The organism is Streptosporangium amethystogenes subsp. fukuiense (assembly GCF_042665875.1).
GTDB lineage: Bacteria > Actinomycetota > Actinomycetes > Streptosporangiales > Streptosporangiaceae > Streptosporangium > Streptosporangium fukuiense.
Genome location: NZ_JBHTEE010000001.1, coordinates 1,180,914 through 1,194,886, shown reverse-complemented (window position 1 = coordinate 1,194,886; position 13,973 = coordinate 1,180,914). Strand labels below are relative to the sequence as shown.

The following is a 13,973-nucleotide window of genomic DNA, read 5'->3' as shown; positions in this document are numbered from 1 at the left end:
GCGGGGCCGTGGGATTCCACCGCCCCGCCCGCGTCCCGGCGGCTCCGCGCCTCACCCTGACCCGGTCACGGCCCGGTGCCCGTGTCCCCGGGCGGGTTCCCCGCGGCGGCCGTGACCGGCCGGCCTTACCCGGCGTCGGCGGGACCGGCGGTACGGTACCGATCGACCTCCGACCAGGCGGACGACATGCCGGCCAGCGTCCGGTCGAAGACCTGCGAGTGCCGCAGGTACGCCTCCCGCCGGGGGCCCGGCAGCACGCACAGGTCGTCCTCGTCACTGACCGACCACGGCTGGAGATCGTGGCCGAGCGCGGCGGGCAGCAGCGACGCGACGCCGCGTGCTCCCAGCTCGCTGGTGAGCTGACGGCGGACCGGCCGCCCCAGCACATCGGCGAAGATCTGCGCCCAGACCTCGGATCGGGCACCGCCACCGGCCAGCCGCCACGGCCGGTCCCCGATGTCGGCTCCGCTGGCCAGGACCCGGTCGAGCTGGACCCGGTGGTACTGGGCGACCCCCTCGATGACCGCGCGGGTGAGATGCCCGCGGCGGTGCACGCCGGAGATGCCGAGGAACGTCCCCGACGCCGCGGGGTGTTCGGGGGCTCCGTTGACGAAGGGCAGGAACAGCAGGCCCTCCGCGCCCGGCGGCACCATGGCCGCCTCCCTGAGAAGGTCCACCGCGAGCAGGCCGCCGACCTGGTCGTGCGGCGCCGACGCGCACGCCAGCCATTCGAGGTTGGCGGCCGAGGTCGGCGCGACCTCCATGGCCAGCATCGTGGCCGGGTCGGGCATCAGCGCGCTCAAGGTGACCTCGGGGGCCGGGGTGCGGGCGGGCACCACGGCCCCGTTGATGGCCCATGTCCCGACGATGATCGTCACGTCCCCGAGGCCGCGTCCCCCGGCGCCGAGCGTCGCCGCCACGCAGTCCATGCAACCGGCGATCACCGGCAGTCCCTCGGGGAGTCCGGTGCGCGCCGCGGCCGCCGCGCTCAGCCCGGCGACCACGTCACTGGACTGGCGCAGCGAGGGGAACCGGTCGAGGTCGCTCGCCGGCAGCCCCACCAGCTCCAGCGCCGTCGGGGTGTAGGCGCGGGTGTCGAGGGCCACCATGCCGAAGGCGCTGGCGTCGCTGTAGTCGGCGCTCGGCACGCCGGTGAGCTGCGCGGTGACCCAGTCCTTGCAGGACAGTGCCCACCGGGTGGCCCGGTAGCTCTCCGGCTCGACGTCGTGCAGCCAGCGCAGCAGCACGGCGGGCTGCGCGGCCCACGGGATGGAGCCGGTCTCCCTGGCCAGCCGTTTGGCCTCCCGCTCCGGGATCGCGTCCACGATCCGCTGGGCCCGGCTGTCCGACGACGCGATGGCCGGGCCGACCGGCCTCAGCGCGGCGTCGACCGGATACAGTCCGTTACCGTGGGCCGCCACTCCGATGCCCGCCGGGATGTATCCGTCGGCGGCCAGCTTCCCGGTGAGCTCGCCGAGCAGCGAGATGACCGTGTCGGCCAGCCCGAGCATGTCGACGTCGTGGCGGTGCGCGGTCACGCTGGTGCGGGGGGTGCGGGCGTGCACGACGCCGAGTTCCCGCCCCTCGGTGTCGAAGGCCGCGACCTTCGAGGCCGTCAGGCCGATGTCGACGCCGATGTAGCACGTGCCCGGGGCTGTCACGAGGTCCTCCTGTCGCTGCTTCCCGTCCTGACCGGCGTGTCCAGGACCCTGGGCCTGAAGCGCCGCAGTTCGGCCTCGTAGCCGGCGACCTCGGCGCGGGCCCGCCCCTCGTCCCAGCCGAGGTGGCGTACCGCGATGTCGGCGCAGGCCGCGGCCGCCTTCAGGCCCATGTCGGGACCGAGTCCAATCAGGGTACGTCGTAGCAGGATGTCCCCCAGCGTCACGGCGCCCTCCTCGCGCACCGCCAGGACCACCTCGGCGGCGAGCGCGCCGGTCTCCTCGTCGACGACCTCGGCGAGTGTGTCGTCCGTCTCAGCGAGTTCGAGCACCCTGCGGGCCCGTACGCCGTAGACGTCGAGCAGCCGGCGCGACTGCGCCGGGGTGAGCGGCGAGGAGCGCATGAAGTCCGCGCTGAAGGTCGGCCAGTCGGCGGTGTCGGCTCCGGGGAAGGCCCGGGAGCGGGTGAGGCAGCGCCGGCGCGTGCGGCCGAGCACGCGCAGCACCGCGTCGGTGACGTCCTCGGCGAGGGCGCGGTGGGTGGTCAGCTTGCCGCCGATGACCGTGAACAGCCCCGGGTGGGCCGGGGCGTGGCTGTGCACCGTGTGCCCACGACTGATCTTGGCGTTGTCGGAGACCCCGGCGGTGTACGGCAGGGGCCGGACGCCGGCCACGCTGTAGAGCACGTCGCCGGGGGTGAGGCCGGCGCTCGGGAAGATCCGGTTGGTCTCGGCGAGCAGGTAGTCGATCTCCTCGTCGCTGGTGACGACCTCGTCGAGATCGTCCTCGTAGGTCAGGTCCGTGCTGCCCAGCATGTAGCGGCCCTCCCAGGGGAGGACGAAGATCGGCCGATGGTCGGCGGCCGCCTCGAAGAAGATGCAGGTGTCGGGTGCGCCGGGGAAGGCGTCGACGATGATGTGGCTGCCCTTGGTACCGCCGTTGAGGCGCCGGCTGGCCACCTGCCCGTCGAGGATCCTGTCGATCCACGGACCGGCCGCGTTCACCGTGATCGCGGCCCGGATCTCGGTTCGCGCGCCGGAGGTGTTGTCCTCGGCCCGTATCCCGACGACCCGGTCGTTCTCCACGACCAGCCCGGTGACCGTGGTGTGGGTGAGCACCCGCGCGCCGAGCCGTCGGGCGTCGAGGAGCAACTCGACGCAGAGCCGCTCGGCCCACGGCACCTGCGCGTCGCGGAACAGCGAGGCCCCGCGCAGGCCACGCCTCGACAGCGTGGGCCACCTGCGGGCCACCGTGCGGAGGGGCACGCTGCGGCTGCGGCCTTTCCTGCGCCCCGCCGACAGGACGTCGAACGCGGCCAGCCCGAGCCGGATCAGCGGGCCGGGCCTGCTGTCACCCGCGTAGGAGGGGATCAGCATGGGGTAGTCGCGAACGAGGTGCGGGGCGTTGCGGAACAGCAGGTGCCGCTCGCGGATCGACTCCCGCACGAGGTTGAAGTCGTAGCGTTCGAGGTACTTCAGCCCGCCGTGAATCAGCCGGCTGGACGTGCTTGACGTTCCCGAGCCCACGTCGGCGCGGTCGACGACGACGACATGCAGGCCACGGGTGGCGGCGTCACGGGCTATGGCGAGCCCGTTGATACCGGCTCCGATGACGGCGAGGTCTACGACGTCGTCAGATCCGGCTGGTTGTTGCGACATGGGAGCTCCCGGGAGATGACGGGACCGGGCCCCGGCGGTCTCACGCCGGGGCCCGAGCCCCAGAGAGGGTCAGGACGCGGTGCCGGCAGCCGAGTGGTCCTTGAAGAGCTGGTAGGCCTCTTCGGGCTTCACCTCGTCGTGCACGACGGCGCGGATCGCCGCGAGCATGCCGGCCGGGTTCTCGCTCTGGAAGATGTTGCGGCCCATGTCGACACCGGCGGCACCCTCCTGGATCGACCGGTAGGCCATCGTCAGGGCGTCGAGCTCGGGCAGCTTCTTGCCACCCGCGACGATGATCGGCACCGGGCAGCTCGCGGTGACGGTCTCGAAGCCCTCCTCGACGTAGTACGTCTTGACGATGTGCGCGCCCATCTCCGCGCTGATCCGGGTGGCCAGCCGGAAGTAGCGGGCGTCGCGGACCATGTCCTTGCCGACGGCGGTGACGCCGAGCACGGCGACACCGTGCCGCTGGCCGGCGTCCACCAGCGCGGCGAGGTTGGCGATCGACCGCGACTCGTTCTCGCTGCCGACGAAGACCTGGATGGCCACGGCCGCGGCGTTGAGCCGTACCGCGTCCTCCATGTCCAGGGCGATGTGCTCGTCGGAGAGGTCGCGCAGCACGCTCGGGCCGCCGCTGGCGCGCAGCACGATGCCGGCGTCGGTGGCCGGCGGGATGCTGGTGCGCAGCACGCCCCGGGTCAGCATGATCGCGTCGGCGTCGGGCACCAGCGGGGCGATGTTGACGTCGATGCGCTCAAGGCCGGCCATCGGGCCGAGGAAGTAGCCGTGGTCGAACGCGAGCATCACGGTCCGGCCGGTGTCGGCCTTGAAGATGCGCGCGAGCCGGTTCTGCAGGCCCCAGTCCTGGGCCTGTGCGCCCTTGACGTGGAAGCCGCCGGTCCCGGAGGCGGCGCCGCCGAAGTCGCGGGCGTCGAGCAGACCGTCGGTGTCAGCCATGGGTGTTCTCTCCAGTGGTTGTGGTGGTGACGGCCGCGGGTCGCGGCCGTCGTCGGAAACGGGAGGGTGCGCCGGCGACACGGTCACCGCCACCGGCGAGGAAGAGGACCAGCAGCACCAGACCGCCCTTGAGGATGTTCTGCGCCGCGCTGCTCCAGCCGACGAGGTTGACCAGGCCGTCCAGCAGGATGAAGAAGAGTGCGGCTCCCCAGACGCCGACGGGCACGGCCCGTCCGCCCGAGATGAGCGTTCCGCCGATCACGACGACGGCCACCGAGTCGAGCAGGTAGCGCGTGCCGAGGTCCGCGGAGGGTGCGATGTAGGCGGCCAGCAGGGCTCCGGTCAGGCCGGCCAGGGCACCGCTGGCCAGGTAGGTCACCGCGATGATCCGCGCGACGGGGATTCCGGCGCGCTCGGCCGCCCGGCGGTTCTGTCCCACCGCGATCAGCGAACGGCCGTAGGTCGTGCCGCGCAGCAGCGCGATGACCAGGACGGTCACGACCACGATGGCCACGGCGAGGACGGGGATGCCCGCCGGTCGCAGGTTGAGCAGGCTCCGCAGCCCCGGGTCGGGCACCGCGCTGAAACCGTTCGCCAGCGACAGCGTGCCCGAGGAGGCGATGAGCCCGGCGGCCAGCGTGGCGATGATCGGCGGAACGGACAGGCCGAGGATCGCCACCGTGCTGATCGCCGCGATGACGAGGCCCGCACCGACGCCCGCCAGGACGCCCACCGTCGCCGAGCCGGTGGAGAAGGCCGCCAGCACCGAGACGAATCCGGCGAGGGAGATGATCGGCGCCACGGAGACGTCGATGTTGCCGGGGCCGGCGGTGACGACGAGCATCTGCCCGAGTCCCACGATGACCAGGTAGGGCGCCAGGGACAGAGCCAGGGAGACCGTCTGGCCGCCCCCCTGCCCGGAGATGGCCAAGATCATCAGCCAGACGAGCGCCGCGGCGGCGAACCCCCAGATCCACGGACGCGCGACGAGCGCGCGGATGTTCATCGCAGCACCTTTCCGACCAGGACACGTCCGGCGAGCACGGCCAGGACGATCACGCCTTGAACCGCCGACTGCATGTTGGTCGGCACATCGAGCAGGCTGAGGACCACGCTGACCAGGCCTAGGGTCACGCCGCCGATCACCACTCCCCACGGCACCGCGCTGCCGCCGTAGAAGGAGCCGCCGCCGAGGATCACCGCCGCCACCGTCATGAGGGTGTAACTGGAGGCCGACGACACGTCGCCGCCCCCGGTCTGGGAGGCCAGCACGAGACCGGACAGCACGCCGAGCGCGCCCGCGGCGGTGTAGGCGATGGCCCGCGACGCCAGCGGGCGCAGGCCCGCCCGCTCCAGGGCCACCGGGTTGCTGCCCAGGGCGCGCATCCGGACCCCGAGGGTGCTGCGCGCGCTGAGCAGGTAGACCAGCGCGGCGACGAGGAGGATCGGCAGCAGCGGCGCCGGGAACCCGGCGGGCTGCCACATGCCGAAGGCCGCCAGCCACTCCGGGGTCGTTCCGCCGGGTGTCGGCAGGACGAACATGCCCAGCCCCAGCCAGACGAACGACGCGCCGAGGGTGGCGATCAGCGACGGCACCTTGCGCAGGTGGATGAGAACGCCGAGCACCGCGTAGGAGGCGACGAGCCCGAGCAGGATCAAGCCCCCGACGAGCGGGTCGGTCACCAGCTTGGTCGCCGTGATCACAGTGATCAGGCCGACGAAGTTGCCGATGCCGAGGTCGATGTCACCGACCGCCATCAGCGTCATCTGGGCCTGGGCCGCGATGACCAGCGGCACGGTCGCCGAGAGGACCAGCGACAGCCCGGACACGCTCAGCACGTCCGGCTGCAGCGACGCGCAGACGGCGATCATCGCGATCATGGCGACGGCGCTGACCACGGCCGGGGCCGTCCGGCGCATCCGCGCCCGGCTCGGCAGCAGGGCCGGCACGAGGGTCTCACTCATGGTTCTGCGCTCCATCGGACTCGGCGAACGAGACGGCGATGATCCGTTCCTCGGAGATCTCCGCCCCGGTCAGTTCCGCGACCACCCGGCCGGCCCGGAAGACGTAGACCCGGTCGCAGTGGGCCATCTCCGCGTTCTCGCTCGAGTACCAGACAACGCTCCGGCCCTGGGCCGCCTCCTGGCGGATGAGGCCGTAGAGATCGGTCTTGGTGTGCACGTCGACCCCCCTGAAGGGGTCGTCGAGCAGGACGAGGTCGGCCGCCGAGGCGAAGGCCCGCGCGACGATCACCTTCTGCTGGTTGCCGCCGCTGAGGTCGGTCATCGCCGCGTCCGGGCCGCCCCGGATCGCGAGGCGCTCGACCCAGTCGCGCACGACCGCGCGCTCCTCGGCGGGGCGGCGCAGGCCACGGCGCGCGATACCGCGCATCGCGCTCACCACGAGGTTCTCCGCCACGCTCCACAGCGGCAGGACCCCCGAGCGCTGCCGGTCACCCGGCACGTAGGCCCGGGTGCCGCGCACTTTCGTGTCGCGCCGTACCGGGCGCCACAGGCGTTCGAGCACCTCCTGCTGGCCCTGACCGGCCAGCCCGGCCAGGCCCACCACCTCGCCCACGCCGACCTGCAGGGAGACGTCGCGCAGTCCGGGAGCGGTGGTGCCGCGCATCTCGGCCAGCACCGGCCGGTCCCCGGCGGCGCCCTCGGCCGTGACCCGCTCGTTTTCGGTCTTGGCGGCGACCTCGGCCCCCATCAGGGCCAGTACGTCGTGCTCGCCGAGTCCGCTCGCGGGCCGTTCGGCGATGACCGCCCCGTCGCGCAGCACGGCGACGCGGTCGGCCACCGAGAGGACCTCCCGGATGCGGTGCGAGATGAGCAGCACGGCGACACCGTCCGCGGTGAGGGTTCGGACGTAGTCGTACAGCGAGCGCGCGGCGTCCGGGCCGAGGGACTCGGTGGGCTCGTCGAGGATCAGCAGGTCGAGCCGGTCGACCAGGCTGGCCCGGACGATCTCGACCATCTGGCGCTGGGCCAGTGACAGGTCCTCGACCCGGTCGCCCGGTGTCACCCCGTGGCCGGGGAACATCTCGTCGAGCCTGCGCCGGGCGCCGTTACCGGCCGCCCGCCGCCAGCCCATCCGGGGAAGGCAGTGCCGTGAGGAGACCCAGATGTTCTCCGCGATCGTGAGATCGGGGCAGAGCGACGTCTCCTGGTAGGCCATCCGCACGCCGCGGAAGTCCCCGGCCCGCGGCCCGGCCTCGCCCGAGGAGGCGTCGCGCCCGCACACCGTGACCGTGCCCTCGTCGCAGGCCTCCAGCCCGGCGAGGACCCGCATCAGCGTGCTCTTGCCGGCTCCGTTGTGGCCGACGAGGCCGAGCACCTCGCCGGCCCGGACCTCAAGGTCGACACCGGTGAGAGCCCGGGTGCGCCCGTACGTCTTGGTCACGCCCCTCGCGATCACGACGGGCCGCTGCCCGGACGGTCTCCCGCCTTCCTTCCGCGAGGCCGCGTGCGGCTTCGCGGCGAAGTTGTCGACGTGCATGAGGCAGCCTCCCCTGTGCCTTCCCCGCCTATCCGGCGGCCGTCGGGATCGGCGGCTGCACCGGCGCTCCGCCGGTCTGCACGGCCTTGACCTGCTCGCGGAAGAGCTCGCGCGTCCAGGGCCAGGCGGCGTACTCGTCGGGCTTGAGGATGCTCGCCCAGGTGTCACGGTCCTTCTGCTCGACCAGGACGATCGGGAAGGTCATCTGCTTGGGGATGTCCCGCTTCTCCAGCAGGTCGAGCGCCTGCCACAGCGCGGCGACCGACTGGCCCGGGTCGGACATGACCGCCACCGAACCGTTGTCGATCTTGTTGTCCTTCCAGTAGTTCAGCGCGCGGCCGTTGGTCTCGAACGTCACCGCGGGAACCGGCTTGCCCGCCGTGGTGAAGGCCTGGGCGACGCCGTAGCCGTCGCCGCAGCCAACGACGCCGTCGACCTTCGGCACGCTCGACAGCACACCCAGCACGGCCTTCTGCGCGGTGGCGCCGTCACACATCCCGTTCACCGTCGCGACGGTCTTCACGCCGGGGTACTCGCCGAGGATCTTCTTGGTGGTCTCCAGCATCTCGGCCTCGGGCTGCGAGCCGACGACACCCCGGCTGACGATGACGTTGCCCTTGCCCCCGATGCCCTCGAGCAGCGGCTTGGCCGCGTAGGTGGCCCAGTCGACGAAGCTGTTCTGCAGCACGTAGGCGCACTCGGAATCGATGGCGGAGTCGAAGACCACGACGGTGACGCCCGCGGAGCACGCCTGCTGGATGACCGGCTTGAGCGCGGTGGGCGAGGCCGGGTCGATGAGCAGGGCGTCCGGCTTCTGCAGCAGGAGGCTCTTGATCTGGGCTACCTGCTCGGTCGCGGAGTTCTCTCCCGGCGCGTTGACGACCTTGTACTTGCTGATCAGGCCGTCGGCCTGGGCCTTGCCCGCCGCCTCCTCGAACTTGGCGATCATCGTCTGGCGCCAGCCGTTGCCGATGAAGCCGTTGCTCAGAGCGATGAAGGGCTTCTCGCCGGCGGTCTGCGCGGCGGCGGTGTCGGAGGTTCCGGAGGTGCCGGAGTCGTCGGCGCCGCAACCGGCCGCCAGGACCGCGAGGGCGGTCAGTGACGCCGCCGAGGCCGCACGCCAGTGCCGGGATGTGGGACGGATACGCATCATGGTCTCCAGAGAAGGCAGGTCCGCCGAGGCGGTGCGAGTCGAGGCCGTGAACTCATCGCTCAATAGGGGGCGTAGCGGCGTAGTCATTACAGACCTGTAGTGACAGGTACGCTAAATCCACGTTACGTGGATGTCAAGGGCCTCTTTCGTTCCTGCTCAGTAGATAGATAGACGGGAATCTGCGCGGCGCCGCCGGATTCCTGTCATGACAGGATCACCACCCTGTCATGACAGGTCTGCCCATATGAAATGCTTTCCTGGACGCCCCCCGAGGAGGTTTCCGTGACGATGACGTATCCGCGCCTCGACCGCGACGGAACGGAGCCGCTGTGGATGCAGCTGATGCGCGCACTGCGGGCGACCATCGAGAGCGGCGAGTTCGCCGCGGACCGGCCGCTGCCGTCGGAGGCCGAGCTCACCGACATGTTCGGGGTCTCCCGAACCGTCGTCAGGGAGGCCCTGCGCGAGCTCGTGCAGCAGGGCCTGATCTATAAGATCAAGGGACGGGGCGCCTTCGTCTCACCGCGCAAGACCGAACTGAACTTCATCGGGTCGATGTCCGGCTCCGCCGACGACCTGCGGGAGTCCGGCCGCCGCGTGACGACCCGGACCATCCGCCAGTCGCTCGGCGAGGCCGACGAGCGGGAGGCCGCCCTGCTGCGGATCCCGCCCGGGGAACAGGTCGTCAGGCTGCGCAGGCTCCGGCGCGTCGACGGGCAGCCCTGGCTGCTCGTCGACACCGCTCTGCCCGCCCGTCTGGTGCCCGGCCTGGAGCGCGCCGTGCTGGAGAACCAGTCACTGTACGACCTGCTGCGGCGGCGCTACGGGATCGAGCCCGCCGCCGCCGACCGGTGGATCGAGGCCGCCTTTCCCAACCGCGAGGACGCCGCGCTACTCGAGGTCTCCATCTCGACGCCGCTGCTCGGTATCGAGTCGGTCGCCTGGATGCCCGACGGCACACGGTTCGAGGCCTACTACGCGCTGCACCGCAGCGACCAGACACGGTTCTACGTCGGCATTCGCTGACCGGAGGAGATCCCGGCCGGCGCGCCGAGGCGGAACATCTCCAGTTCGACGCCGTAGAAGCGGCCGGTCCGGCCGACCGTGGTCATGCCGAGCCTGCGGCAGACGGCCATGGAGGCGTCGTTGCCCGGCATGACGAGGGCGTGCACCTCCTTGATTCCGGAGGCGAAGCCGCGTTCCACCGCACCCCTGGCGGCCTCGGTCGCGTAGCCGTTCCCCCACGAGTCGGGATGGAGGTGCCAGCCCACCTCGATCTCACCGTCCCCGCCGACGATCGGCTGGAACAGAACGGTTCCGACCGCGACCCCGCTCCGCCGGACCTCGACGGCCCAGACCCCGAACCCGTGGTCCCGCCGGTTCAGGGCGTGCCAGCGATCCACCGTCGCCGTCGCCTCGAAGTCTCGGGGCGGCAGCCAGCGGGTGACCTCGTCACGGGTGTAGATGTCGGTGATCCGGTCGATGTCGGCCCGGTCGTGGGTCCACTCGCGAACGACGAGGCGTTCGGTCTGATAAATGGTCATATGCCAACTTTGGCCCAGCCGGACCGGCCGCGTGCCCACGAGGAAAAGACCACGCCCGCTGTTCTCTTCGGCGGCATCCCGTGCCAGAATTTCATGGGGTGATGAATTATGGCTCGGAACACATGTGTGATCGCCGGTGGCGGTCCCGCCGGGGCGATGCTCGCGCTACTGCTGGCCAGGGCCGGCGTCGAGGTGACGCTCCTGGAGAAGCACGGCGACTTCCTGCGCGACTTCAGGGGCGACACCATCCATCCGTCCACCCTGCAGATCCTCGACGAGCTCGGCCTGGCCGAGGAATTCCACCGGCTCCCCCACCGCAAGGCGTACGGGCTGGAGATCCAGACCGACGACACCACGGTGCCGATCGCTGACCTGTCAGGACTTAAAGGCAAATATCAGTACATCGCCTTCGTGCCACAGTGGGAGTTCCTCGACCTGCTGACCGGTGCCGCCGCCAGGTATCCGAACTTCCACCTCCTCATGGAGTCCGAGGTGCACGGAGTGATCCGCGAAGGCGACACGGTGCGCGGGGTGCGCTACCGGGACGCCTCCGGCGAGCACGAGCTGCGCGCGACGCTCACCGTGGCCGCCGACGGCCGCCGCTCCGACGTGCGTGAGGCCGCCGGGCTGGTCCCCGTGGAGCACGGTGCCCCGATGGACGTGGTCTGGTTCCGGCTGCCGCGCGAGCCCACCGACTCCGAGGCGACGTTCCTGCGAATGTCGGCGGGTCACCTGATGGTGTCGATCAACCGCGAGACCTACTGGCAGCTCGCCTACGTGATCCCCAAGAACGGCTTCGAGGCACTGCGCTCGGCGGGGATGGCGACGCTGCGCGAGCAGGTCGCCAGGCTCCTGCCCTTCCTGGCGGACCGGGTCGGACTGCTGTCCGGCTTCGAGGACGTCAGTGTGCTGTCGGTCGCGCTCAACCGGCTGCGCCGCTGGCACCGGCCGGGACTGCTGGTCATCGGCGACGCCGCGCACGCCATGTCGCCGGTCTTCGGCGTCGGCATCAACCTGGCCGTGCAGGACGCGGTCGCCGCCGCGAACCTGCTGGCCGGACCGCTCGCCGCCGGGGCCGAGATCCCCGAGTCGCTGCTCGCGAGGGTCCAGCGGCGGCGCACCCCGCCCACCGTGATCACCCAGTTCGCCCAGCGTGTCGTCCAGAACAGGCTGATCCGGCCGGCACTGACCGAGCGCACCCGCCCGGTGCGGCTACCGCGCGACGTCTCCCGTCTTCCGGTGCTGGGCCCGCTGGCCAGACGCTTCATCGGCCTGGGCGTCCTGCCCGAGCACGTCGCCGATCCCGCCGGGTCTCACCAGGCATAAAGACCTTCTCACCATGTGGACAATCGGGTCCGTTCGCACAGCCGGTTGCAATAGCCTGGTATGTCGTGAGCATCAACCTCGATTCCTGGCGGCAGCTGCCTGCGGCGCAGCAGCCCGTGTGGCCTGACCGTGGCGAGCTGGACAAGGTCGTCACCGAGCTGAAGGGACTCCCGCCCCTCGTCTTCGCGGGCGAGTGCGACAACCTCAAGGCGGACCTGGCGGCGGTGACACGGGGCGAGGCCTTCGTCCTGCAGGGCGGAGACTGCGCCGAGACCTTCGCCGGCGCCACCGCCGACGACGTGCGCAACAAGCTCAAGACACTGCTCCAGATGGCGATCGTGCTCACCTACGCGGCCAAGGTCCCCGTGGTGAAGATCGGCCGCATGGCCGGGCAGTTCGCCAAGCCCCGCTCGAAGAACACCGAGATCCGTGACGGCGTCGAGCTGCCCGCCTACCGGGGCGACATGGTCAACGGCTTCGACTTCACCGCCGACTCCCGCATCCCCGACCCGGGGCGGCTGTTGCGCGCCTACCACTCCTCCGCGGTGACGCTCAACCTGGTCCGCGCCTTCACCAAGGGCGGCTACGCCGACCTGCGCCAGGTGCACGCCTGGAACCAGGACTTCGTGGGCGAGTCCCCGGCCGGCAAGCGCTACGAGCAGCTCGCCCGCGAGATCGACCAGGCGCTGGCCTTCATGCGCGCCTGCGGGGCGGAGCCCGAGGAGTTCCACACCGTGGAGTTCTACTCCTCGCACGAGGCGCTGATCCTCGACTACGACCAGGCGCTCACCCGGATCGACTCGCGGACCGGCCGGCCGTACGACGTCTCGGCGCACATGGTCTGGATCGGCGAGCGTACCCGCCAGCTCGACGGCGCGCACGTCGAGTTCTTCGCCAGCATCCGCAACCCCATCGGCGTCAAGCTCGGCCCGACGACCAGCGCCGAGGACGCCCTCGCGCTGATCGAGAAGCTCAACCCCGACAACGAGGCGGGGCGTCTGACCTTCATCACCCGGATGGGCGCGTCGAAGATCCGTGACCACCTTCCCGAGCTGGTGGAGAAGGTGACCGCGAGCGGCGCCCAGGTGGCGTGGATCTGCGACCCCATGCACGGCAACACCTTCGAGGCGCCCAGCGGCCACAAGACCCGCCGCCTGGACGACGTCCTGAACGAGGTGGCGGGCTTCTTCGAGGTGCACCGCGCGCTCGGCACCCACCCGGGCGGCGTCCACATCGAGTTCACCGGCGACGACGTCACCGAGTGCGTGGGCGGCGGTGCCGAGATCGTCGAGGACGACCTGGCCCGGCGCTACGAGACGGCCTGTGACCCGCGCCTCAACCGCGGCCAGTCACTCGACCTGGCCTTCCGGGTGGCCGAGCTCTACCGCTCGGTCTGACCCCCGCCCCCGCGCGGTCCCGGCCTTCTTACGGGGTCCCGGGCCGCGCGGAGGTCGAGGCCACCCGAACGATCGAGAAACCGCGAGGCCGTTCCCGGCCCGCGGAGGCGGTCTTCGAGCAGAGGCGAGTCCCGCGCCGCCGGACGGGCGCGGGGCTGTCCCGTGTCGTGTCAGCCTTTCTGGACGCCGAGTTCGTTGGCGAGCTCGGCGCGGATCGCGTCCATGTCGAGTGCGCGGACCTGGCCGATGAGGTCCTCGAGAGCGGGCTCGGGCAGCGCGCCCGGCTGGGCGAAGACGACGATGCCATCCCGGATGGCCATGATCGTCGGGATCGACGTGATCTCGAATCCCTGAGCGAGGGCCTGCTCGGCCTCGGTGTCGATCTTGCCGAACTTGATGTCCGTGTGCTTCGCGGAGGACTTCTCGAAAATCGGCCCGAAGGTGCGGCACGGTCCGCACCAGGCCGCCCAGAAGTCCAGCAGGACGATCCCCTCATCGGCGATGTCGTTGAAGTTCTTCTCGGTTACCTCGATGGTGGCCACCGGTGGCTCCTTCTGTCGTTCACGTCTGTGTGGCTGGCATAACCACTTCCCGTCCACGCGCATTCCATCCCCGCGGCCTGCCCCCCTCTCGAACCGGGTGAGCCGGGAGGTCGCCGCCCCAGGTGCTCACCGACAGCCGCTCCCCGCGCTTCGCCGAGCTGTACGGGAACACGATGGTCGCCGCGGAGCTGTCCGGCTCGCCGACCTCTCGGGGGTGAGAACGGACGAATGGCCCG

At 71.1% G+C, this 13,973-nt stretch carries 12 protein-coding genes; 3 read left to right on the top strand and 9 right to left on the bottom strand.

Annotated features, from left to right (window positions below; translation table 11 throughout):
* Nucleotides 1-125: 125 nt before the first annotated feature.
* The 7 genes from ACFQVD_RS05180 to ACFQVD_RS05150 form a co-directional block, all read right to left on the bottom strand.
* Nucleotides 126-1,661 (bottom strand): FGGY-family carbohydrate kinase, encoded by a 1,536-nt coding sequence (locus ACFQVD_RS05180; protein WP_386270528.1) that lies wholly within the window; start codon nt 1,659-1,661, stop codon nt 126-128.
* Nucleotides 1,658-3,316 carry a glycerol-3-phosphate dehydrogenase/oxidase gene (locus ACFQVD_RS05175; protein ID WP_343966058.1) on the bottom strand — a complete coding sequence of 553 codons (1,659 nt, stop codon included), beginning with the start codon at nt 3,314-3,316 and terminating at the stop codon, nt 1,658-1,660. The genes ACFQVD_RS05180 and ACFQVD_RS05175 overlap by 4 nt, the downstream gene beginning before the upstream one ends.
* 69 nt (nt 3,317-3,385) lie before the next feature.
* Nucleotides 3,386-4,273 (bottom strand): 3-hydroxy-5-phosphonooxypentane-2,4-dione thiolase, encoded by an 888-nt coding sequence (lsrF, locus tag ACFQVD_RS05170; RefSeq protein ID WP_343966056.1) that lies wholly within the window; start codon nt 4,271-4,273, stop codon nt 3,386-3,388.
* Complete coding sequence (locus ACFQVD_RS05165; protein ID WP_343966054.1) at nt 4,266-5,279, bottom strand: ABC transporter permease; 1,014 nt, start codon at nt 5,277-5,279, stop codon at nt 4,266-4,268. Before ACFQVD_RS05165 ends, lsrF begins: the two co-directional genes overlap by 8 nt.
* Nucleotides 5,276-6,238: an ABC transporter permease gene (locus ACFQVD_RS05160; protein WP_343966052.1), complete on the bottom strand. Its 963-nt coding sequence runs from the start codon at nt 6,236-6,238 to the stop codon at nt 5,276-5,278. Before ACFQVD_RS05160 ends, ACFQVD_RS05165 begins: the two co-directional genes overlap by 4 nt.
* On the bottom strand, nt 6,231-7,775 hold the full coding sequence (locus ACFQVD_RS05155) for a sugar ABC transporter ATP-binding protein (RefSeq protein ID WP_343966050.1): 1,545 nt from the start codon (nt 7,773-7,775) through the stop codon (nt 6,231-6,233). Before ACFQVD_RS05155 ends, ACFQVD_RS05160 begins: the two co-directional genes overlap by 8 nt.
* 28 nt (nt 7,776-7,803) lie before the next feature.
* The gene (locus tag ACFQVD_RS05150) at nt 7,804-8,928 is read right to left on the bottom strand and encodes an ABC transporter substrate-binding protein (RefSeq protein WP_343966048.1); all 1,125 of its coding nucleotides are present in this window, start codon (nt 8,926-8,928) and stop codon (nt 7,804-7,806) included.
* 288 nt (nt 8,929-9,216) lie between these two features.
* Here ACFQVD_RS05150 and ACFQVD_RS05145 point away from each other — a divergent pair, with 288 nt between their 5' ends.
* Complete coding sequence (locus ACFQVD_RS05145; protein ID WP_343966114.1) at nt 9,217-9,954, top strand: GntR family transcriptional regulator; 738 nt, start codon at nt 9,217-9,219, stop codon at nt 9,952-9,954.
* Here the strand turns inward: ACFQVD_RS05145 and ACFQVD_RS05140 are convergent.
* A complete protein-coding gene (locus ACFQVD_RS05140) occupies nt 9,936-10,472 on the bottom strand; it encodes a GNAT family N-acetyltransferase (RefSeq protein ID WP_343966046.1) in 537 nt (178 codons plus the stop codon). The two genes, ACFQVD_RS05145 and ACFQVD_RS05140, sit on opposite strands and share 19 nt — an antisense overlap.
* Nucleotides 10,473-10,580: 108 nt before the next feature.
* Between ACFQVD_RS05140 and ACFQVD_RS05135 the strand changes: the two genes are divergently transcribed.
* Both ACFQVD_RS05135 and ACFQVD_RS05130 read left to right on the top strand, forming a co-directional pair.
* Nucleotides 10,581-11,798, top strand: coding sequence for an FAD-dependent oxidoreductase (locus ACFQVD_RS05135; RefSeq protein ID WP_343966044.1), 1,218 nt, complete (start codon nt 10,581-10,583; stop codon nt 11,796-11,798).
* A gap of 65 nt (nt 11,799-11,863) precedes the next feature.
* Nucleotides 11,864-13,195, top strand: coding sequence for a class II 3-deoxy-7-phosphoheptulonate synthase (locus tag ACFQVD_RS05130; protein WP_343966042.1), 1,332 nt, complete (start codon nt 11,864-11,866; stop codon nt 13,193-13,195).
* A 170-nt stretch (nt 13,196-13,365) separates the two neighbouring features.
* Here ACFQVD_RS05130 and trxA read toward each other — a convergent pair whose 3' ends face one another.
* On the bottom strand, nt 13,366-13,737 hold the full coding sequence (trxA, locus tag ACFQVD_RS05125) for a thioredoxin (RefSeq protein ID WP_030908921.1): 372 nt from the start codon (nt 13,735-13,737) through the stop codon (nt 13,366-13,368).
* Nucleotides 13,738-13,973 lie beyond the last annotated feature (236 nt).